Raw genomic sequence first — 20,263 nt, forward strand, 5'->3', positions numbered from 1 at the left:
TTGATGCCCCAGATCGATCCTTTTTCCAACTTCCATCGTGGGCTAGAAAGCCCGGCAAACAGTCACTTTGCCATTGCACCGCAGGATGGCGTTGACCTGCCAGTTAAACCCCGCGTTCTGCGGGTAACCGTCGGGGGTGATCTTGCCCTGCGGGATGCCTCAAACAATGTCGTTGTCTATCCGGTGACCGCCGGGGAAACCCTGCCATTCTCGGCGCAAGGGGTTGAGGCCACCGGCACCACGGCCACTGTCGTGGGGTGGTACTGATGCTGGGCCTTGGTCTTGGGGTAACTTCTGCCCATTTGGCAGGTCTGATTGCGCAGGGCGGCGGGTCAGTGCCGCTGCCTCAGATCAACAATCTGTGGGACTTGCAGCCGACCAAGTATGGCACGCTGGCCTCTGGTGCCGCCTGGGGCGACAGTATCACCAAAAACAACCACTCCAACACGATGCTTGCCAATGGCATTCCGTACTCTGGTTTGACCGAGCTCAACTATGCGCCCCCCGGAGATCTGGATATTATCGCCCATGGCGATTGGCCCGGTGAGGTGCAAAAGCTGGTGGGGGGCTTATCCAATGAGGGCGAACCGGGGGAGACCTCTTCCCAGATCCGCGCGCGCATGGAAGCAGGGTCTCCGAGCGCTGTGGATGTGGTGAGCTGGGGAACCAATGACGGTGCGCCTTCAGTTGCCCGCCAGCAGGTGTTGCTGGACAACCTGATCGCGCTTGAGGCCGCAGGATACAGCAAGGACAGAACCGTGGTGACCCACTACAATGTGGGGGGAAGCGCTTCCTCTGACGGTTTTGTCGCCTCGGCGCGCAAACTCGGCTACCCCGTCTTTAGCTGGCCCGATGCCATGCTAAAGGAGGCCCATTTTCTAGCCCCTCACAGCTCCGACCTCCCGGAAAAATGGATAGAGGGGCTGCGGGTCAACGCCTTCGGTTCAAAACCCGGAAATGAGTCCTGGCATCAGTTTGACCCGATCCACCCCGGTTCTCTGTTCTCTAAGGCGATTTCCCGTGAGCTAGCCGCCTATCTTGCCGCCCTCGCCGGGAATGATGCGGCTCCCCATATGCCCCCGCAAAACATGGCTGTGGATTGGTCCGTGCCCGAGGGCGCGGTGATCGGCAGTCTGGAAGTGCTCGGCACGGTAGAGGAAACCTTTGTCAACAATGACCAGGGCAACGCAGAGGCGATTACCCTGGATGGCACGACGGTGCGTCGGGGTCCTGGTGCTGCCCCCAGCGGCAAATGGGCAGATTTCTTTATCGAAGTTCGCAACCAGCATGGCTCTGGCTCCAACCGCCTCTCCCTGGGGGAGGCCACCGGCGCGACCCGGTTTGGGGAGGCGCAGCCCTCTCTGCGCCACTACTTCCCCAGCCTGTCAGACAAGGGCACAATCTCAATCGTCGGCAGGCCGATTGCCAGCGCGGACAGTCGTTATCTCTATATCGGGGACTGGGCGATACAGATCCGCCCTGGCGGTGATCTATGGTTCAAGGGGCCGTTTTCCAGCAATGTCATCTTTGGCGGCAATGTTGGCGAGCTGCAGCACTGGATGGTCACCTGGGACGGGAACACTTGCTACACAGTCCTGGGTGACGTCTACACAGAACGCACCGCTGATTTTAACGGTGCGACAGTTGGCGGGGCGCTTGAACTGTTTGGAGCCAAGGCGAACGATCCCGCCCAACTGATCGTGCCCGACGCCTTCGATACCCATCATATCTACGTCAGTGACCAGTATTTTGGGCCGGGCACGGATCTCACCCCGATCTGGACCGGGGCAGGAAGCGGGATCAATGGGCCAGGCGACAAGCTGGCCGGTGACAGCCCGCTCTATTCCTGCGCTGGCGGTCCTGGGCGTTTTGCGACCGTCAATTGGGGCTCAGAAGGTGTGCCAGGCTATCGGCCACATTGGGACGCCGCGAGTGCGGTTCTGCGGTAGCGCCAAAAAAATAAATCTAGCCCCTTACAGAGGCTAGATCACTACTGGGCATGTGGTTCTGACCTATTGCGGGCCACACTGGATAAAGCCTGTGGCAACATTTGTCCCGGCGTCTTTGAATGACGCCATAGGCAAATCTCGCCAAGTGTATTTGATGCCCAGTTCCTTCAGGTGCCCGTCTACCTCTGCACTTGCAGGCAAGATGCAGACAAGCTCCCCTTGTTCGTTCCAGGTTTTGCCATTCCTCAGAAATTTGAGGGCATGCATTAGATGCTTCTTCCAATGCCCATTGGCAAATGGCGGGTTCATCACAACCAAATCCCAAACCGGCTTTGCGGTGAACTCAAGGAAGTTTCCAACCTGGACGCGATGCCCCTTTGATGCAGCGATAGCGGCTCTTCCCGCGTGGCACTCAACGCCGGAAAGGCAGGCTGAAGGGCAGATTTGCGCGATGATATCCATCATGTGCCCTTCACCGCAGCTAGGCTCTAGCACAGCCGGGGAATTGCCCAGTTTTTGCTGATAGTCGTAACTGTAGTTATCCTTGTTCATGCGGGTTTCTCGCAGGATCTTCCTGGTGACCTTTTCAGGCGTCCAATAGAACGCCAGATCTTTTGAAACCTCAGTTGATGCGCGCTTGGTTTGGCTGGCCTCTTCTTCAGTTTCTGGCAGTACGTCGCCATAGAATTCCGCCAGAGCAAGATTGATTTTGCGCAACCAGTCTTTGCTGAAAATCAGGTGAGCATTGCCATTCTGAAAACGGCGAACCTCGATACCTGGCATCACATGCTCTTGCAGCCGCCATCCTCGATATTCTTTTTCCCCACGCTCAAAAGCGTCAGCCGGTCGGATGTAGTCCATGGCTCTATAAGTTTGCCCCTCGTGGTGAACCTGATCACCGCTGCGCCAGACCTTGCCCGGTTCCCATTCCGGAAAATTCCCGGCCTCGATCCGGTTCCAGCGATAGATATCCTCAAACTGAAACCGGCTCAGATGTGGCTGACCTGAAACCATGCGAAGCGCGTTAAGCGCATCCCGCAAGGTATCCAGCCCATAGCCATTGAATACGCCGTCACCGCATCTTTGAATGATGATCTTTTTTGGCAGTCCTTTGACACCTATCTTGACCTTGCTATGCGATTTATACGCCGGGTCCAGCTTGGAAAAGCACTCAGCCAGGCCCTTCAAGATGTAGTGGCGCGGGTCCGCGAGATAGGGGCCAAAGGTCGCCATCACGTTTTCGGCGGTGAACTCTGGATGTTGTTCCAGGCTCTTTTCAAAATCGGCGCGCTCTGAGGCCGGGGCCAGCATATCAACCTTTGCCAGCCGATAGACATGCTGCCAGGCCGATTCCGTTAAGGTTTCAGCCATGGCCTTTTCGGATGGCAAAGGAACATATCCAATTGGGTCAGAGACAAAGGCGCTGCCCATGCAGCAATTGCCCTTGGCGGCATCGATCGATGCTTGCATTTGGCTTATGCTCTCAGGGATCGCCGCGCGCTTCGCTTCATACTGCGATATGATGAGGTCTATCTTTTCCGGCAGAGCCGGGAGGTTGTGAGCGTTCATTTTCTTCACCTAAATGTTCTTAGCGTTTGACATGCCTCTACCGTTGACGGGCTCACAGGAGCCGCCTGAGAGGCAGTACAGGTAGGGTGGCTGGGGTTAGTCGTCTTTCAGCAGGTTCAGCCCGTGTTCCGCCGCCAGAGCCATCAGACGCTCTGTTGCTTTGGGGTTCAGGACCCGTGGCCTGCCGCTGCTCTTGTTGATCTTTTCAATCTCAATATTGAAAATTTCAGTGTGGCGGTTCTTATCCGTTTTCCCAATTCCCAAAGCCCTGGCAAATTCTGCTCTTGTCATACCCATGGCTTCACGGGTCCTTTGGATTACCTTTCCAGGTAGGATGGGAACTGGGTTGTGGCAGCGCCTCACATGGGCCTGAGCCTCTTCCAGGGTGTTGAACCAGCCAGAAGGTGCAGGCTGCTCCTGCAGCCACAGGCGAGCGCTATCCTCGTTTCCTAGATCTGGTGTGACAGTCAAAGCATTGATCGCCTTCAGCAGGTCTGCGGCCTTGTCTTCCTGCAGGATGGCCGGGGCGATATCTTCATGGCTGATGATAATTGCGATAGGCATTTTAATTTCCTTTGGTTCATCCACGCGCCAGGCTCACTTGAGCCAGGCAGGTGGTTTCAAAATGATGATGTAGGGGCGTTTTTCGGTGCCGACGACTGAGACGCTTCTTTCGGGATCTTCCGCTTGAAGCTCCCTGGCCCACTCTTCCATTTCCGCAAGAGTATAGGGATTGCGCCGGGTGGCTTTTCTCATCGGTCTCTCCTTATCCTGGGTGGGATCTCTTATCCCTTCCGATACATTTACTATATGGGCTGCAGCCCATATGTGCAAGAGAAAAACGCAGCCAGACCGAAAAAAGTTGGGGCGGTCAAAGCCGCCCCGGTGGTTTATTCTATGATCTCTGCCTCCCCGCCGACTGAGAGGAAGACCGCCTCTTGATCGGTTACCGCCAGAACCTCACGAGCCAGTCCGCGAAGCTGCTCTTTGGCCTCTTCTTTTTTGGTGGCTGCGCTAACCAGAACTTTAACCGCATCCTCATAGAGGTGGCCTGCGTCATTGACCCAATAACCGGACGCCTCATAGACAGTTGCGCCGCCATAGAGCTTGCAAAAGCTCTTGATAGCCGCCTCGATTACTGCGGAATTGTCGGAACCATCGTTGTCCAGTGCGGGGATGATCAGTTCTACTTTCATTGACGTCTCTCCTTTTCTCAAGCGTGGGACCTCTTGTCCCTGTCAATACAATCACTATATGGGCTGCAGCCCATACGTGCAAGAGAAAAATGCACCGAAACAGATATTTATTGCGGCAGGGGTCACCCTGCCGCTTTGCTGTTTACGCGTACCAGCTAGTGTGTTTTTCCTTTCCATCCCAGATCCAGGCAGTGGCCACATTGTCAATTTTCACACTAGGGCGAGAGCCAGACATGTTGACCTTACGGCGGAAAGGTTCGCCAATTTTGTTCTCTGGATTAGGAACGCTATTGCCGGACATGAAGCTTTCTTCACCCCGTGCAAGAGGGGCGGAGATCTGTTGCAAGATGACGTAGCATCGGGAAGGAACTTCCACCACCTGGTAGAACTCAACATTGGTCTGGTCGTATCCCCAGCTAGTGTAAAGGATCAGACCTGGCTCCATGTTGTGAGCCTTGTTGCGCGCGGCGCGCTCTTCGGCCTTCCGCTTCTCGGCTGCAGTGATATTTTTGATTACACCTTCGATATGTGAGGCGCGACGCTCCTCAGTTTTGAAGTAAAAGGCATTCATTTTTGAACTCTTGCCACGATAGTAGACCACACAAGGGCGACCCTTGCCGTCTTCGTAGATGTGGAACTCTGCGCCACCAGATTTCATTGCGATCTTGGTGGAGTTTTCGGGGATTGCGCGGGCGGTGATTGTCATCGGTCTCTCCTTAGTTTTGTGGGATCTCTTATCCCTGCCGATAAATTCAATATATGGGCTGCAGCCCGTAATTGCAAGGGTGAATATGGGCTGCAGCCCATTATATTTGCGTAACCTACGCCCTTTTTCGTTCACGATTTGTTCTTTTGGGTAATTGCGGTTATTTCCTTCCGCAGGCCAGAAGCATCGGGGAGAGGGCTATGGGCTTAGGAGAAATGATCACCCTGCGTTGTTCGTTGTGTGGCCGGTTTGGTCGCTACAAGCGTGATCGCTATTTTGAAATCGCTGGAACCAGGAACGGGCCAGATGCCCTAAACAGTTTCGCCAAGGCCGCAGGCTGTGAGCGCGCGTTGAAGCAAAAGAATGCTCAACTCGATAATCGTTGTGGGATTGGATACGTTTTACAAGCTTCCTTCAGGCGTCGAACAAAATAGACGGGCAGAAAGGTGGTTTCCCATGTTCTCCTAGTTTTCACGGTTTGTTTTGGGAAACTTTTTGATTAAGTGGCTGAAAAAATGTAATTTCCGCCAGCCTCCAAAACCGTAGGTCTCGGGTTCGAACCCTGATGCCCCTGCCAGTATCTCACTCTATTTTGACCTTCTTGAACTCCTAAGGCTGGTTTCGTGGCTTGGCATGACTTCGGCCAAACTGCCTGAGCATAGGTATTTGACTTCTATCTTTGAGTGAAACTCTAGGGCGGTATCGTAAACTACCGTGGTTGCGATGCGCTGAGAGAGCGCGGTGTACTAGCAAAGTCGCAAGAGAACAGGGCTATCCCATTTGGTCGATGCCTTTGACTTTGGCTCACAGGGAAATCGGCCCTTGCCATGCTCCCTGTCGTTTTGCACCTTTTCTGGATTGGAGCTTCGCATGCCCCAAAATGACCCTTTTGCACATTTTCAGCGTGGACTTGAGAGCCCCGCAGAAACCCAGTTTGTGATCACGCCGGTAGATGGGGTTGATCTGCCAGTTCGGCCACGGGTTCTAAAAGTTCTCACGGCAGGGGATCTAGTCCTGAGGGATAGTGCTGGCTCCATGATCACCTATCCGGTTCAGGCCGGTGAAATCCTAACGTTCTCGGCAATTGGTGTGGAGGCCACCGGAACCACCGCAACAGTGGTTGGGTGGTATTGATACTTGGTCTTGGCCTAGGAAATTGGGCCACCCACCGTCCTATGCTCTCTCTGCTGCAAACACCCTTTGACCCTACCAACTTGTTGGCGGAGGCAGAGGCGGGAACCTTTTTTGGTTTCAGCACTGGCCTTGGCATTACCAATTATTTGAACGCGCTGAGAGGGAGTTGATCAAGGGGGGCAAGGATTCGGTGGTCGTTTGCCTCGGGGTGGTGTCTGCCACAATGAGCTTGGGGAATGGGGTCCACTCATTTTAGGCGCAGTTCGATGAGAGAAAGAGAATAACTGCCCCGTTCTGCCGCGCCTACAGGGTTGGCCACCAAAATTTGGCAATGCCGAAGGGATCATGAGCGACCGGGACGGCATGTGGAAGTCGGCGGTTTTACCGCTCCCAGAAGTGATGTGAAATGCATCTTTGATAGCGATTTTGTGACCGTAGCAGCGCTTCACTTTGCGATGTCTCCAACGCAATCTTCGCAGATGATTGATTGTGATCTGTCCTTTTGCAGGATGACCCGGCTCAGGCGGGTTGTGTCTTGACGCAAAAGGTGCCGAATTGCGCTCTTTGCGGAACCTGGGCTTGGCGTCTAACCTGATTAGGAGCTGTCGGTTTTTGGGAAATGACCTGACCCAGGCAAATACTGACTTCCCAATCCGGATGGATTGATCGCGCTCGCACCGTTTTGTCCGCGGACGGTTTTGGGAGTTTTGTCCCAGGTATCGTCATTGCTCGAGGGGAGGGTAGCAGGGGCTGGGAGGAAGATTGTCGCGAGTACATCGATTATCTGATTGCTTCTTAGTAATTTTGCGGCGGTTGAAGCTCTCTTGGCGGAAGAGGGCGATGTTGCTGCAATTATCCTGGAGCGCTTGCAACGGATCATCCCACCAGAGCTCGGCTATTTGCAGGGGCTGCATGATTTAGGTGGTCGATATGGTGTCCTGCTCATCTTTGATGAGATCGTCACCGGATTTCGAAGTGCCTATGGAGGTGCGCAGGAGCACTATGGCGTAACCTCCGACATCTGCACCCTGGGCAAAACCATTGGGGGTGGGTCTCCTTCGGGGGCGTTGGGCGCCAGCACTGAGATTATGTAGCATTTCGACAGATCTGCTGTCGGGGTGGATAAATGGCTCACGCAGCACGGTACATTATCAGGGAACCCAGTTGCCGCAGCGGCAGGGTTGAAAACACTGGAGATCCTGCGCCGGGAAGGCAGTTTTGATCAGCTCAGGCAGACTGGTAGGTCGCTGCAGGAGATGCAAAGCGAAGAGCTGAACAAAGCAGGTGTTCCGCTTCAAATCTGTGGCGATGAGACATTGTTTGATGTTTTCTTCACCAAGGCCAACTGCCGGGACTATCGCTCTGCTCAGCATGACGATCCCAACGTGAACGGGCGTTACAACGCCAGTTTGCGGCGCAACGGCATATTCAAATCACCGGGTAAGCTCTATCCTTGCTTGGCGCATACTCAACAGGACCTTGACCAAACCAGAGAGGGAGCGCCACGGGGCGCTCCCAGGTTGCAGGTGCTGAAAGGAAGCCAAGTCAAATTTTCTCTTTTCGGCCTCCATCTGTTGTTTAGCCTGCGCGAAGCCCCTGCGAGGCCTCCATTGATTGACCTAGCGCAGCAGCCGGAGGCATGGGAGTCTCTAGGGGCGCAGCTGGGACATCGATATGCGCAGGTGTTTGACCTTTGAGAGACCGCTCAAAGGCAAGGTCAAACCCTTTTTCCAGGTCGCGTGCAAAGCGATCTGTGTCAAAGAGGGGGGAATTCAAGCGATTGCGATAGAGTTTCCCACGGATTTTAGCCATGGCTTCCGTATCGTGAGCCAACTCCAATGCGCGTTTTTCATAGTCGGCTTCTGATGTTGCGATCATTTCTGGCAGGCCTACTGCATGGAGCAGGCTTGCTCCGACGCGCGCGGCGAATTGCTTGCCTGGCAAGGTCAAAATTGGCACCCCGGCCCATAGCGCGTCGCTGCCTGTTGTGTGGGCATTCACGGTAAAACTGTCCAAGAAAAGATCTGCCACCTGTTGCCGCGCCAGATGCTCCGCCTGTGGGAGAGGTGGTGCGAAAATCAAACGTGAAGCATCAATGCCGCGTTTCTCGGCCTCCTGTCTGAAGTTCTCAGTGGAGGATTGGCTGGTTTGCAGCAGCCAAAGAACACTTCCATCGGTCTGTGCCAGAAGGCGCATCCAGATGTCGAACTCGCGTGGGGTAATCTTGTAACTGTTGTTGAAGGAACAGAAAACAAATCCATCGTCTGGTAGGCCGCAGTCTGCGCGAGTGTATTGCTTATCCGAAATGGTGCGGCTGTTGTCATTGGCCTGATAGCTATTTGGCATCCGGATCAGATGCTCTTCAAAGAAGCGCTCACTTCCGGGCGGGCATGTTTTGTGATCGCCGATGAAGTAGTCAAATGCGGTGGAGCCTGATGTTGCAGGGAAGCCAAGATAGGAGATTTGGATCCCCGCCAAGCGATGTGCGAACAGATGGGATTTATTGTTCCCGGTGAACCCTTTCAGGTCAATCGCAATATCTAGTTTATCAGCCTTCACCTGCTCCAGGATTGCTGCTTCCTGTGTAGTGCTGATATCGCGGAAACAGGTCACAGCATCCTGCACGCGCTTGCGGATCGCATCCGCTGGGGCAGCATCGTAGGAGTAGGCGTAGATCTCAAAGCGGGCCTTGTCATGCGCAGCAAAAAGCCCCCCCATCAGGTGCATGGTTGCATGCCGATGAAAGTCGGAAGAAAAGTACCCAATACGCAGCTTTTTCGGACGCTCATGATGGTTGCAGGGAGGAGCCGGTTCGACGGCAGGGAAACGCTCATTTGCATAGGCCTGAATGCGAAGCCGTAACAGATCGGGGTTGTCTTCCAGGTTAAGGGCCGTGAAGGCAGGAATAGAGCAGCCCGTCAGGCCAAGATGACGTCGGCACTCCTGGTATTCCTGCAGCCAGCGCCAATCGTTGATCTGGGCCAGCGCATCAAGACGACATGCTCTGGTTCTGTCATCAGCGGGGTTCTCTTGCAAGATTGCATCAAAGCGCTCAATGGCGAGTTCCTTTTCACCTGCCGACGATTGCAATTGCGCAAGGTTATAGTGTGCCTGTGTCAGGTTCGGATCTAGTGAAATTGCCTTTTCAAAAAGCGTCTTGGCCCTTGTGGCCTGACCGGTCTTCAACACAGCACTGCCCAGATTAAAGGCGATCAAAGCGTTTTGTGGGGCCTTGGCTCTTGCGGTTTCCAGTAGCGGCAGCGCTTCGGAAATTCTGCCGAGGTTTACATAGGTATTCGCCAGATTGTTCAGGCTATTGACGTGCTCTGGATCCAGAGAAATCGCCTTTTTGTAGAGCGCAATAGCATTATCGATCTGGGATTGCTCTTGGTAGACATCCCCCAGGGCTGAATAGGGATTGGGAGAGCGTGGCGCCAGCTCGCAGGCCTTGTTCAAGCAGGTCGCGGCCTCGTTTAAGTTCCCAGCCTGCAGATGGCATCTGCCCAGCATTTCCCACAGGAAAGGGGAATGCCGGAAGCCGTTCAAGAGGGAGGCGCAGCTGGTGCCAACTTCTGCATGCTGGCCGGCATTGTACTTGGTTTTCAGCGTATCCATTTGCTCTTGGGAGGGGTTTTGCATTTCACTAATACGGTTTTGCAAAACATCGAGCGCCGAACGCGCGCGCGTGTTCCTTGGAAACTTCTTTAAGATGTCGCGGTAAACTTCCGCTGCATCCTCAAACCTATTGTCCCGTTCAAGGCGATTGGCTTTGTTGATAGATGAGGCGATGGTCATGGAATCCTATCTCACTTCGCGCTGTTGAAGGCAGACTTCGTTCTGAAGCTGAAAGCCCTTTTGAAAAACGCTAATCGAAGGGAATTAAAATAGAGTTGCCTCAAATTTGAGGTGTTGCTGTTTAACGCTGCATTACCGCTTCATGAGATAAGACCCGCCACAGCCCTCCAAGAGATGGAATTGTCTTTTTCTGTCATGGGGCCTAGGCTGAAACAAAAGAGCAAGGGCAAGTAAATATGAGCGAGCGACCCACAAACCCCTATGCCAATCTGCCTGAAACAGCCTTTTGGAAAAGCGCTGTTGCGGCCTGCAATCCGCTTGAAATCTCTGGGCTTTGGCGGCCAAAGTTTCCAGTGCCGCGCAGGCACAAGGTCATTACCGCCGGGTCCTGTTTTGCCCAGCATTTTAGCCGTGCATTGGTCGCGCGGGGTCACAACTGGCTGGACGCAGAGCCAGCCCCCAAATTGCTGAGTGAGGATCAGGCGCGTGACTATAACTACGGGATTTTCTCGTTCCGGACTGGCAATATATATACGGCTCGGATGCTGCGGCAATGGCTGGGATATGCTTTTGGAGAGGCCGAGGCGCCAGAGGAAATCTGGAAAAATGAGGGGCGGGTTATGGACCCGTTGCGCCCCGCGATTGAGCCTGGAGGTTTTGCTTCTGAGGCGGAATTGCTGGCCTCTCGCGATGCGGTTCTCGCGGCCATTCGTAATGCAATCACCCAGGCGGACATATTTGTCTTCACAATGGGTTTGACTGAATCCTGGCGCAATCGCGAGACAGGTCTGGAGTATGCGCTTTGTCCTGGCACGGTCGGCGGCCAATTCGACAAAGACCAGCATGTTTTTGTCAATCAAGGGTTCTCGACCATTCGACGTGACATGCGGGCCTGTCTGGAGATCCTAAGAGCGGCCAATCCCGGATTGCGTGTCTTGTTGACGGTCTCTCCAGTGCCGCTGACGGCAACGGCAACAGACAAACATGTGTTGACCGCAACCAGCTATTCCAAATCTGTGCTTAGGGCGGTTGCGGGTGAATTGGCGGATGATCATGATGACGTGGACTACTTCCCATCTTATGAAATCATCACCCATCCAGCTTATCGAGGAATGTTCTACGCGCCCAACCAGCGCAGCGTCGTTCCGCAGGGGGTGAACCACGTGATGGAGAGCTTTTTCGCCTGCCAGCATGCAGCCTTTCCGAGACTTGCGCGGCAAGCGGCTAAGAGCGGGGCAAAGCGTCAGGGGGGGAGCGCGAGTTCGCGCGCAGTTAAATGTGAAGAGGAATTCCTGGATGCCTTTGGATAGGACGTTTCAGTTCTGCGTGTATGGAGACAGCCATATCGCCTGCATCAAGAATGCTGTGGACGAAGATCGGGTGGATCTCACGGGTGTTGATTTGGAGTTCTGGGGGGCAGCAGGCCCTCGGTTCCGGGATCTCCATTTTGTTGATGGGAGAATCACGCCAACTTCGCCCGAAGCAGAGAGATATCTGGAGGTCATAAATTTTGAGGGGCGGAAGGAACTCTCGCCAACGGATTTTGAAGCCTATCTCTTTATGGGGTGCCGTCTCAGGGCTTCGGAGTTTTTGGTCCCTATTCTCCGGGGGCATTCTGATGCGACTGCTTTTGTGTCCAGCGCGGTTCGGGCCACTATGTTGCATCGCTGGTTGGAGGGGTGCCGGTCCTACCGTGTCGCGCGGGAATTCGCAAAGAAAAGGCCGGTGCTTTTTGCGCCTGCGGGGTTTTTGAACGACCGGCTCATCAAGGAAGATGAGGTGCAGGCAACGATCAACACTGGCGCCACGCTGGAACAAAGGGCAGAGTTGTGGCGTGAGGTGGAAGCGGCGATGGCACAGGATGGTGTAACGCTCTTGGCGCAGCCCGAGGAAACCGTGACCCGGGGTGCCTTGACTCACATTGACTATGCCGCCAAGTCTGAAGCCGTGGATGGCGACACTGTTCACAAGAATGGTGCCTATGGTGCCTTGATCCTGAATGCCGCAATTTCAAGGGCGAAAGCTGCAAGGATCACAGCCTAGGACTTGAAATAAGTTGGTTTGGGCGTTAAATGCCGCAGACCCTGCAAGCAGAAAGACATTAGGCACATGGCCACCATCAATCCTGTCCAGTTCATCCAGCAAGTACGCGCCGAAGTGAGCAAGGTCGTCTGGCCGACCCGCCGTGAGGTGCTGCTTACGACTGTGATGGTCTTTATCATGGCTGCACTGACCGCGGTTTTCTTTGCCCTGGTGGATTTGCTTATCCGTTTTGGCCTGCAAGGACTCTTGGGTATGTTTGGCTAAGGGCTTCTTCCGTCGGGAGGCTGCTTCCTGACGGACACCAAGCCAAAACCCCTTTCAAGCTCTTGATCTTAGGTCTTGGGGGGGGTAGGTCACCCAGAAGATCTAAGTTAGGCGTGCGGCGAATCAAGTTGCGCGCCGATTTTTGTTCAGAAGCGATGCCCGCTGCGGTATGTCAGTTGAAGAACAGGTATTCATGAAAGGCGGCGCCTCTCGCGCCCGGCAAAACAAGGACGGTCAAGTTCATGGCGAAACGGTGGTATTCGGTCAGCGTTCTTTCGAACTTCGAAAAGAAAATCGCAGAGCAGATCCGCACCTCGGTTGCCGAGCAGGGTCTTGAGGACGAGATCGATGAGGTTCTGGTTCCCACCGAAGAGGTGATCGAGATCCGCCGTGGCAAGAAGGTCTCGACTGAGCGCCGCTTTATGCCCGGCTATGTACTGGTGCACATGGAGATGTCGGACCGCGGCTATCACCTGATCTCCTCGATCAACCGCGTCACCGGTTTCCTGGGTCCGCAGGGCCGCCCGATGCCGATGCGCGATGCAGAGGTGCAGGGCATTCTGGGTCGCGTCCAGGAAGGCGAAGAAGCGCCGCGCACCCTCATCTCCTTTGAGGTGGGTGAAAAGGTCAAGGTCAACGATGGTCCGTTCGAGGACTTCGACGGCATGGTTGAGGGCGTCGATGATGAGAATCAGAAGCTGAAGGTGACTGTTTCCATTTTTGGGCGAGAAACTCCGGTGGAGTTGGATTTCACCCAGGTGACGAAACAATCATAGCTCACTCTCTTTTCCGTGAACAGATTTTGCGCCGCGATGCCTTGGTATCGCGGCTTTTCTTTTTCCTTTTCCTAATAGTGGGAAAGAGATGGGTTTTTTCTTAAAAGGCCAACAATATCTGGTCGTTTTGCGCGCGATTGCCGATTTCCTGGGGACAAAGCCGGGCGGGTAGTTCGTGGAAACTCCCTAGGTGCTGAAAACTGAGTGGGCTGAGGGGCGTTGACAGAAAGAGGTGCGCCTTAGATAAGCTCACGCGTTGACTTAAAGTTAACAAATCTTGAATTTAGCGATTGTTCCGTTAGGCAATATCTGGAGTGGGAAGATGAAAACCTTTTTCGCGGCCTGTGCAGCCGCATTTATCGGTACGCAGGCATCAGCAACAACATATGACTTCAACGATCAGACCTTGCCGTCGATCTTTGATTCTGCCAGCGGGTTTGGCTTCCGAACAGAATCCGGTAACCCATCAAATGCCGCCCTGTCATTCACCGGCGGAGGTTCCACGGTTGGAACAACCCCTGCTGGTGTGAATACTCTGCATACAGGTGGGCAGTTGCGTCACGCCACGACCGGCGCTTTGAACCTTTCTTCAACCGCGAGCATCTCCTTTGATTTCCTGTTCGGAACAAGCGGATCTACTCCCTACGGATCCTTTGAAAATGCTGATGGAAGCGAAGACTTCATCGTTGCCTATTCTGTAGACGGTGGCAGCACATTTGCAGAATTCTTCCGCATCGATACTGAAGACAACACCTATCACGGCGACCTCGCAACTGCAGTGGTGGCACTTCCTGGGGCAGCTCAGACTGGCTCTACATTGTTGTCTTTCCTGCAGGTGCGGAACAGTGGGAGTGCATATGATCATTGGGCGCTCGACAATGTGACCTTGTCTGTTGCTGCGGTACCGCTGCCTGCCGGTCTGCCGCTTCTTCTAACCGCTCTGGGTGGTGCAGCTCTGCTGCGCAACCGTCGCAAACAGAAAGCGGCTTGATAGCTGGATAGAACACCTGGCGCATTTGTTGCGCGAGATGGTTCTAGATGAAAACCAAGGGGTGCCGGGGAATTCTGGCGCCTCTTTGCTTTGGCCTAGTACGGATTTGAATTGAGGTTCTGCCAATCTGTCCATGCCTTTTTCTTTAAGGCTGTACTGCTGCATTGGGGCGCCTAGAAAGAAGGCGATGTTGTGAAGGCGGAATCCCCTTATTAATAGGGTATTTCGCTTGCCAAAGCCTTTGATCACCTGTACATGCCGCCTCTATCGTCTTAGGGCGAGATTCTCTCGTGGGAGATCAAGGGATCGCGATCCTGAAATCCGACCACGCAACATTCTCCGGGCAGGACGCGTCCCGCCCTCGTTGAAAGGACAACCAAATGGCTAAGAAGCTTGTTGGTTCGATGAAGCTGCAGGTTCCTGCAGGTCAGGCAAACCCCTCCCCGCCAGTGGGCCCGGCTCTGGGTCAGCGCGGCATCAACATCATGGAATTCTGCAAGGCGTTCAACGCCAAGACCGCAGACATGGAGCCAGGCGCACCTTGCCCAACCGTGATCACCTACTATCAGGATAAGTCCTTCACCATGGACATCAAGACGCCCCCTGCGTCTTACTACCTGAAGAAGGCTGCTAAGATTAAATCCGGCGCCAACAACCCGTCGCGTGAAACCGTTGGTTACGTCAGCCCCGCTCAGGTGAAAGAAATCGCCGAAGCGAAGATGAAAGATCTGAACGCCAACGACATCGAAGCGGCTATGCAGATCATCCTGGGCTCTGCCCGCTCCATGGGCATCGAGGTGAAGTAAGATGGCAAAGCTCGGAAAACGTACCCGCGCCGCGCGCGAAGCCTTCGCTGGCAAAGCTGACCTGACCGTTGAAGAAGCAGTTGCACTGGTGAAATCCTACGCAACCTCCAAATTCGACGAGACCGTTGAATCGCCATGAACCTGGGCGTTGACACCCGTCACGCAGACCAGATGGTGCGCGGCGTTGTTGGCCTGCCCAACGGAACCGGCAAAGCCATGCGCGTTGCTGTTTTTGCCCGTGGCGCTAAAGCTGACGAAGCAAAAGAAGCTGGTGCAGACGTGATCGGCGCAGAAGACCTGATGGAAGCCATCCAGGGCGGCAACATCGATTTCGATCGCTGCATCGCCACTCCTGACATGATGCCTGTCGTTGGTCGTCTGGGTAAGATCCTCGGCCCACGCAACCTGATGCCAAACCCCAAAGTCGGTACCGTGACCATGGACGTGAAAGCGGCCGTGGAAGCTGCCAAGGGCGGTGAAGTTCAGTTCAAAGCTGAAAAAGGCGGCGTTGTACACGCAGGCGTCGGCAAAGCCTCCTTTGACGAAGCTAAGCTGGTCGAAAACGTCCGTGCCTTCATCAGCGCTGTGGCAAAGGCGAAGCCATCGGGTGCCAAAGGTGCTTACATGAAGAAAATCGCGCTCTCCTCGACCATGGGTCCTGGCGTGACCGTCAGTGTTGACAACGCGGTTTCCGAATAATCATTCGGTACAGAGTTTTTCGAAGGGGCGGGGAAATCCTCCGCCCCTTTTTCTTTGGGCAGAGTAATTTTTGCGCCGATCGAAGGCGCGGCCTATGCGGTTTTTGCAGTCAGGATTATTCCACGTTTTCACTGAAGGAGACGATGCGCCAGTAGCTGTCCTGAAGAGAGGGCGCGGGGCGGTGGGTTTGGAACGACGTGTTTTAGTGGATCAGGTTCAGCCGTGGGTAAGCTCTTTGTGCTGAATTTGCAAAAATCTCCTGACTATGATCTGCGGCAATGTCCTGGACGATGCTTAGCCAGGTGTCATAGTCGGATGCCAAATTCAGGATGGGCCAGTCGGATCCATATAGGACCCGAGCGGGAGAGAAGACCTGAAGGATCTTGGTGAAATAGGGGGTCAGATCCTCTGGGCGCCAACCGGGTGCGGCTTCGGTTGCCAGACCTGATAGCTTGCAAAACACCCTGCTGTACTGGGCGATTTTGGTCATATCAGCTGCCCAGGTATCAAAATGCCTGTCGCGTATTTCGGGTTTGGCGCAGTGATCGACCACAACGCGCAGATCGGGATAGATCTCTAGAAACTCCAACAGGTGTTTCAGATGGCGTGGCATCACCAGGGCATCAAAGGTCAGATCATGTGCCACCATGGCGTCAAGTGCTGGGCGCAAACTGGAGTTGAGCATCCAGCGATCGTCTTCGATGTCTTGAATCATTGGCCTCAGGCCGAGGAGTTTGGGGTGCTGCGCCATACGTTCGATTTTTGCCGGAGCGTCGGGCGCTTCGAGATCTGTCCAGCCAACAACACCCAAGATCCAGTCGTGGTCCTGGGTGAGAGATAGAAGGTATTCGGTGTCTTCCTCCGTGTCCGCCGCCTGCACCGCAATGCTGCCCGTTATACCGGCTGCTTCCAGGAGAGGTTTCAAGTCCTCCGGCCCAAAGTCCCGGTAAAGCGGTTTCAATTCTGGGCTTAGCCAGCTGTAATCGCCGCGCGAGAGCTTCCAGAAATGCTGATGGGCATCGATTTTCATGCGCTGGTCCCCCATGTCTCTTGGGCAAGCATCCTAAGTTTCTGGCGTGAAGTCCGGGGCCTCTCCGCCGTAGATCCCGCTCAGTTCTCGTGCCAAGGCGCCATACATTTCGACAATCTCGTCCAGACAGGGCACTTCTAGATCATCCACCCGCTCCAGATAGGGGCAGGACAGAACCGCTGCTGCATGGCCCGAGGGGCCAAAAATCGGAAAGGCAATATTGGTCACGCCAATGGCGGTTGCCGATGGCATTTTCTCAAATCCCACAGTGCGGATGCGCTGGATATGGGCGTCAAACTCTGCGCGATCCAAGCTGGGTTCGCCCACCGCCTGCCGGTGCTGCGCAATCAGGTCGTTCACCTCTTCATCAGAGCGAAACGCGGCAAGTACCCGCCCCGTGCCCGTATTCCATAAGCCGATGACAGTCCCTGTCTTTAGTGCAAGCCCCCAGTTGCCGGGGGACTCGGCTGAGGCGACGATCACGACGTCACCGTTGCTTTCCATGCCCATGTGGCAGGATTGCCAGGCTTTGCGCGTGATGGCGCGCATACGGGGAAGGGCAGCCTCGATCACACGCCCAATGGGGGGATGGCGCTGGCTGATTGAAAACATCTTGAGACTGAGGGAATACCGATCGCCGGACAGGGAGCGGATTACATAGCTGCGGCGCACTAGTGTGGAAAGCATGCGGTAGATTTCGCTCGGGGAGCGTTCCAGGGCCTTGGCCACCTCACCCTGTGTCAGCCCCTCTCCGTGGCTGGCAAGCAGCTCGATAATGTCCAAACCTTTTTCCAACGCCGGTGCGCGGTACTTGTCGTCTTTCTCGGCCATACCCTGTCCCACATCAAAGTCCTGCACGCCCCATAGCAGAGGCGGCGTGCCTCCTTATAGGGGAGTTTTGCCTTGGAGGTGGTGTAAGTCAAGCTTGATTTGTATCTGAACAAATGCTTTACATACAAATACAGGCCGCTGGGAGGGTGGTCGCAAAGATTGGCATCTCAGGGAGGATCTGATGCAAAAAGCTAAAGCTATTATGGGTTTGATGGCGTGCTCCGCGCTGGTCGCGGCCCCCGAATCGGCGCTTGCGGCGGATTGGGGCGATCATTCTGGGGTGACCATCGAAGCGAAGTTAATTGGGGGTCAGCAGTATGAAGGCCTCTATGGACGCATAGCAGAATGGGAAGCGGCCACCGGTGCGACTGTAAAAATCATCTCCAAGAAAAGTCACTTTGAGATCGACAAGGAGATCAAATCCGACATGGCGGCGGGCACCACCAATTGGTGCGTCGGCTCCAACCACTCTTCATTTGCGCCGCAGTACGAGGGCCTTTATGCCGACCTAAATGATCTGGTACCTGCGGATGTTGTAGCTGAGTTTGTGCAGGGCAATATCGGTGCCTCCACCGTTGGTGGTGAGCTGCTGATGCTGCCGCGCGCGCAATTCGATGTCTCTGTGCTCTACTATTTGAAATCCAACTATGAGGACGCCGACAAAGCAGCCGCCTTCAAGACGGAATATGGCTATGACCTTGCGGTGCCAGAGACCTGGGCACAGATGAAGGATCAGTCTATCTTCTTTGCGGATCCGCCAAATTTCTATGGCACGCAATATGCGGGCAAGGATGAAGCCATCGTGGGGCGTTTCTACGAGATGGTCGTGGCCGAAGGTGGTAACTATCTGGACGAAAACAAAAAGCCGATCTTCAATTCTGACGCGGGCCAGCGTGCCTTGCAGTGGTTCGTTGACCTTTACGACGCAAAGGCGGTTCCCGCTGGCACCACCTCTTATGTCTGGGATGATCTGGGGCAGGGCTTCGCTTCTGGCACCGTCGCGCTGAACCTGGATTGGCCAGGCTGGGCTGGTTTCTTCAATGATCCTGAATCCTCCAAGGCGGCCGGCAATGTTGGTGTGGCCGTGCAGCCAATGGGCTCGGTCACGCGCACGGGTTGGTCGGGACACCATGGTTTCTCTGTCACCAATGACTGCGCCAACAAAGAGGCAGCGGCCTCATTGGTCATGTTCCTGACCAGTGAAGAGAGCCAGCTTGCAGAGAGCGCTGGAGGATCGCTGCCAACCCGCTCCGCTGTGTGGGAGGCCAATGTCGCTGCTGCGAAGGCGGGGGATGATCCGTTCCGCGCCGAGGCGCTGGAGGCCTTCGCAGAAGGGGCCAAATATGCCTTTGCGGTGCCACCAATCCCGGAATGGGGTGAGAGCACAAATATCGTATTCCCAGAGCTGCAGGCGGCTATTGTCGGCGACAAATCCGTAAAAGAAGCATTGGATGATGCGGCAGAGGCCGTAGATGAACTCATGCGTGAGTCCGGCTACTACTAGGCCTTCTCATAGGTTCGAAGGCGGGGTTAGACTGCCTTTGAACCGCCCTTCAACTCAAACAAAGGTGCGAAATGACCCGTCGCCGCTTGCCCGAGTGGTTCGTCTTGCTGTTGCCTGCGATCATTGTGATTGCCGCAGTGGTACTGATCCCACTTCTCTTCTCGCTCTACTCCAGCTTTACGCCCTATAAGCTGACCCGCCCGTCGACCCTTTGGAAATGGGTGGGCACCTATAACTACGAAAAGATCCTGAGCGACGCGAAGTTCTGGGCAGCCTTTGGGCGCACCGTGCTGTTTTTGACGATTGTATTGAATCTGGAGTTGCTCCTGGGGCTTGGCATTGCCTTGATGATGAACAAGGTCACATGGGGGCAGCGCACTCTGCGCACCATTTTGATGTTTCCGATGATGTTCTCGCCGATCCTTGTGGGCTTTCAGTTCAAGTTCATCTTCAACGACAATATCGGCCTTGTGAACAACGTGCTGCAATCCATGGGCTTTGATGCCGCACTGCCCTGGCTGGTGGACGGTAAACTGGCGATGTTCTCGATTATGTTTGCTGAAATCTGGATGAGCACCTCGGTCTTTGCGATACTGATCCTTGCTGGCCTCTTTGCGATGCCGCGTGACCCGCTCGAGGCCGCTAAGGTGGATGGATGCACCCCCTGGCAGAGCTTTCGTCACATCACACTGCCGTTTCTGATGCCATTTATCTATATCGCGATGACCATCCGGAGCCTGGATGTGGCCCGCGCTTATGACATCGTGCAGATCATGACCGGCGGTGGCCCCGCACGGCGGACCGAATTGCTTTGGACCCTGATGAGCCGCACGGGTTATGTGGATGCTCGCATGGGGCTGGCCAATGCCATGGGCTATGTCTCCATCATCCTATCTATCCTCTTCACCATCTATTTCTTCCGCAAGCTGAGCGCCGCACGCGCTGAGTTGGGCATGGCGGGGTAAGGCAT

General features: G+C 54.8%; 20 protein-coding genes and 1 pseudogene. 13 read left to right on the forward strand and 8 right to left on the reverse strand.

Going from position 1 to position 20,263, the window contains the following annotated elements; genetic code table 11:
* The first annotated feature begins 3 nt into the window (after positions 1 to 3).
* The gene (locus RSK20926_RS01515) at positions 4 to 267 is read left to right on the forward strand and encodes a spike base protein, RCAP_Rcc01079 family (protein WP_008203964.1); all 264 of its coding nucleotides are present in this window, start codon (positions 4 to 6) and stop codon (positions 265 to 267) included.
* Positions 267 to 1,949, forward strand: coding sequence for a hypothetical protein (locus tag RSK20926_RS01520; RefSeq protein WP_008203965.1), 1,683 nt, complete (start codon positions 267 to 269; stop codon positions 1,947 to 1,949). Before RSK20926_RS01515 ends, RSK20926_RS01520 begins: the two co-directional genes overlap by 1 nt.
* A gap of 63 nt (positions 1,950 to 2,012) precedes the next feature.
* On the opposite strand, the gene RSK20926_RS01525 is transcribed toward RSK20926_RS01520, so the two are convergent.
* The 5 genes from RSK20926_RS01525 to RSK20926_RS21965 form a co-directional block, all read right to left on the reverse strand.
* On the reverse strand, positions 2,013 to 3,518 hold the full coding sequence (locus RSK20926_RS01525; protein ID WP_008203966.1) for a DUF4942 domain-containing protein: 1,506 nt from the start codon (positions 3,516 to 3,518) through the stop codon (positions 2,013 to 2,015).
* Between the two features lie 96 nt (positions 3,519 to 3,614).
* Entirely contained in the window at positions 3,615 to 4,082 is a 468-nt protein-coding gene (locus tag RSK20926_RS01530) for a transcriptional regulator (RefSeq protein ID WP_037253271.1), read from the reverse strand.
* Positions 4,083 to 4,115: 33 nt separating this feature from the next.
* A complete protein-coding gene (locus RSK20926_RS22740) occupies positions 4,116 to 4,274 on the reverse strand; it encodes a hypothetical protein (RefSeq protein ID WP_008203968.1) in 159 nt (52 codons plus the stop codon).
* 134 nt (positions 4,275 to 4,408) lie between these two features.
* The gene (locus RSK20926_RS01535; protein ID WP_008203969.1) at positions 4,409 to 4,714 is read right to left on the reverse strand and encodes a hypothetical protein; all 306 of its coding nucleotides are present in this window, start codon (positions 4,712 to 4,714) and stop codon (positions 4,409 to 4,411) included.
* A 142-nt stretch (positions 4,715 to 4,856) separates the two neighbouring features.
* Positions 4,857 to 5,420: a hypothetical protein gene (locus RSK20926_RS21965; RefSeq protein WP_008203970.1), complete on the reverse strand. Its 564-nt coding sequence runs from the start codon at positions 5,418 to 5,420 to the stop codon at positions 4,857 to 4,859.
* Between the two features lie 870 nt (positions 5,421 to 6,290).
* On the opposite strand from RSK20926_RS21965, the gene RSK20926_RS01545 reads away from it, so the two are divergent.
* Both RSK20926_RS01545 and RSK20926_RS23395 read left to right on the forward strand, forming a co-directional pair.
* Entirely contained in the window at positions 6,291 to 6,554 is a 264-nt protein-coding gene (locus RSK20926_RS01545; RefSeq protein WP_008203971.1) for a spike base protein, RCAP_Rcc01079 family, read from the forward strand.
* A gap of 788 nt (positions 6,555 to 7,342) precedes the next feature.
* Entirely contained in the window at positions 7,343 to 7,648 is a 306-nt protein-coding gene (locus RSK20926_RS23395) for an aminotransferase class III-fold pyridoxal phosphate-dependent enzyme (protein WP_050773023.1), read from the forward strand.
* Between the two features lie 484 nt (positions 7,649 to 8,132).
* On the opposite strand, the gene RSK20926_RS01555 is transcribed toward RSK20926_RS23395, so the two are convergent.
* Entirely contained in the window at positions 8,133 to 10,349 is a 2,217-nt protein-coding gene (locus RSK20926_RS01555; protein ID WP_008203975.1) for an O-linked N-acetylglucosamine transferase family protein, read from the reverse strand.
* Positions 10,350 to 10,585: 236 nt separating this feature from the next.
* Between RSK20926_RS01555 and RSK20926_RS01560 the strand changes: the two genes are divergently transcribed.
* The 7 genes and pseudogenes from RSK20926_RS01560 to rplA all read left to right on the forward strand — a co-directional run bounded on the left by RSK20926_RS01560 (position 10,586) and on the right by rplA (position 15,928).
* Positions 10,586 to 11,659, forward strand: coding sequence for a GSCFA domain-containing protein (locus tag RSK20926_RS01560; RefSeq protein ID WP_008203976.1), 1,074 nt, complete (start codon positions 10,586 to 10,588; stop codon positions 11,657 to 11,659).
* Positions 11,646 to 12,392: a hypothetical protein gene (locus RSK20926_RS01565; RefSeq protein ID WP_157133009.1), complete on the forward strand. Its 747-nt coding sequence runs from the start codon at positions 11,646 to 11,648 to the stop codon at positions 12,390 to 12,392. Before RSK20926_RS01560 ends, RSK20926_RS01565 begins: the two co-directional genes overlap by 14 nt.
* A 66-nt stretch (positions 12,393 to 12,458) precedes the next feature.
* On the forward strand, positions 12,459 to 12,656 hold the full coding sequence (secE, locus tag RSK20926_RS01570; protein WP_008203978.1) for a preprotein translocase subunit SecE: 198 nt from the start codon (positions 12,459 to 12,461) through the stop codon (positions 12,654 to 12,656).
* A gap of 242 nt (positions 12,657 to 12,898) precedes the next feature.
* On the forward strand, positions 12,899 to 13,432 hold the full coding sequence (gene nusG, locus RSK20926_RS01575) for a transcription termination/antitermination protein NusG (RefSeq protein WP_008203980.1): 534 nt from the start codon (positions 12,899 to 12,901) through the stop codon (positions 13,430 to 13,432).
* Positions 13,433 to 13,754: 322 nt separating this feature from the next.
* On the forward strand, positions 13,755 to 14,423 hold the full coding sequence (locus tag RSK20926_RS01580; RefSeq protein ID WP_008203982.1) for a VPLPA-CTERM sorting domain-containing protein: 669 nt from the start codon (positions 13,755 to 13,757) through the stop codon (positions 14,421 to 14,423).
* 380 nt (positions 14,424 to 14,803) lie between these two features.
* A complete protein-coding gene (rplK, locus tag RSK20926_RS01585) occupies positions 14,804 to 15,229 on the forward strand; it encodes a 50S ribosomal protein L11 (protein WP_008203984.1) in 426 nt (141 codons plus the stop codon).
* 1 nt (position 15,230) lies between these two features.
* Positions 15,231 to 15,928: pseudogene (gene rplA / locus RSK20926_RS01590) on the forward strand (50S ribosomal protein L1).
* 202 nt (positions 15,929 to 16,130) lie between these two features.
* On the opposite strand, the gene RSK20926_RS01595 reads toward rplA, so the two are convergent.
* Both RSK20926_RS01595 and RSK20926_RS01600 read right to left on the reverse strand, forming a co-directional pair.
* Entirely contained in the window at positions 16,131 to 16,958 is an 828-nt protein-coding gene (locus RSK20926_RS01595; RefSeq protein WP_037253503.1) for an amidohydrolase family protein, read from the reverse strand.
* A 33-nt stretch (positions 16,959 to 16,991) separates the two neighbouring features.
* Positions 16,992 to 17,789 (reverse strand): IclR family transcriptional regulator, encoded by a 798-nt coding sequence (locus tag RSK20926_RS01600; RefSeq protein ID WP_008203988.1) that lies wholly within the window; start codon positions 17,787 to 17,789, stop codon positions 16,992 to 16,994.
* A gap of 181 nt (positions 17,790 to 17,970) precedes the next feature.
* Here RSK20926_RS01600 and RSK20926_RS01605 point away from each other — a divergent pair, with 181 nt between their 5' ends.
* Positions 17,971 to 19,293 (forward strand): extracellular solute-binding protein, encoded by a 1,323-nt coding sequence (locus tag RSK20926_RS01605; protein WP_008203990.1) that lies wholly within the window; start codon positions 17,971 to 17,973, stop codon positions 19,291 to 19,293.
* Positions 19,294 to 19,364: 71 nt separating this feature from the next.
* Entirely contained in the window at positions 19,365 to 20,258 is an 894-nt protein-coding gene (locus RSK20926_RS01610; protein ID WP_008203991.1) for a carbohydrate ABC transporter permease, read from the forward strand.
* The last annotated feature ends 5 nt before the right edge of the window (positions 20,259 to 20,263 follow it).

Origin of the sequence: Roseobacter sp. SK209-2-6 (genome assembly GCF_000169455.1) — a bacterium.
Taxonomy (GTDB): domain Bacteria; phylum Pseudomonadota; class Alphaproteobacteria; order Rhodobacterales; family Rhodobacteraceae; genus Pseudophaeobacter.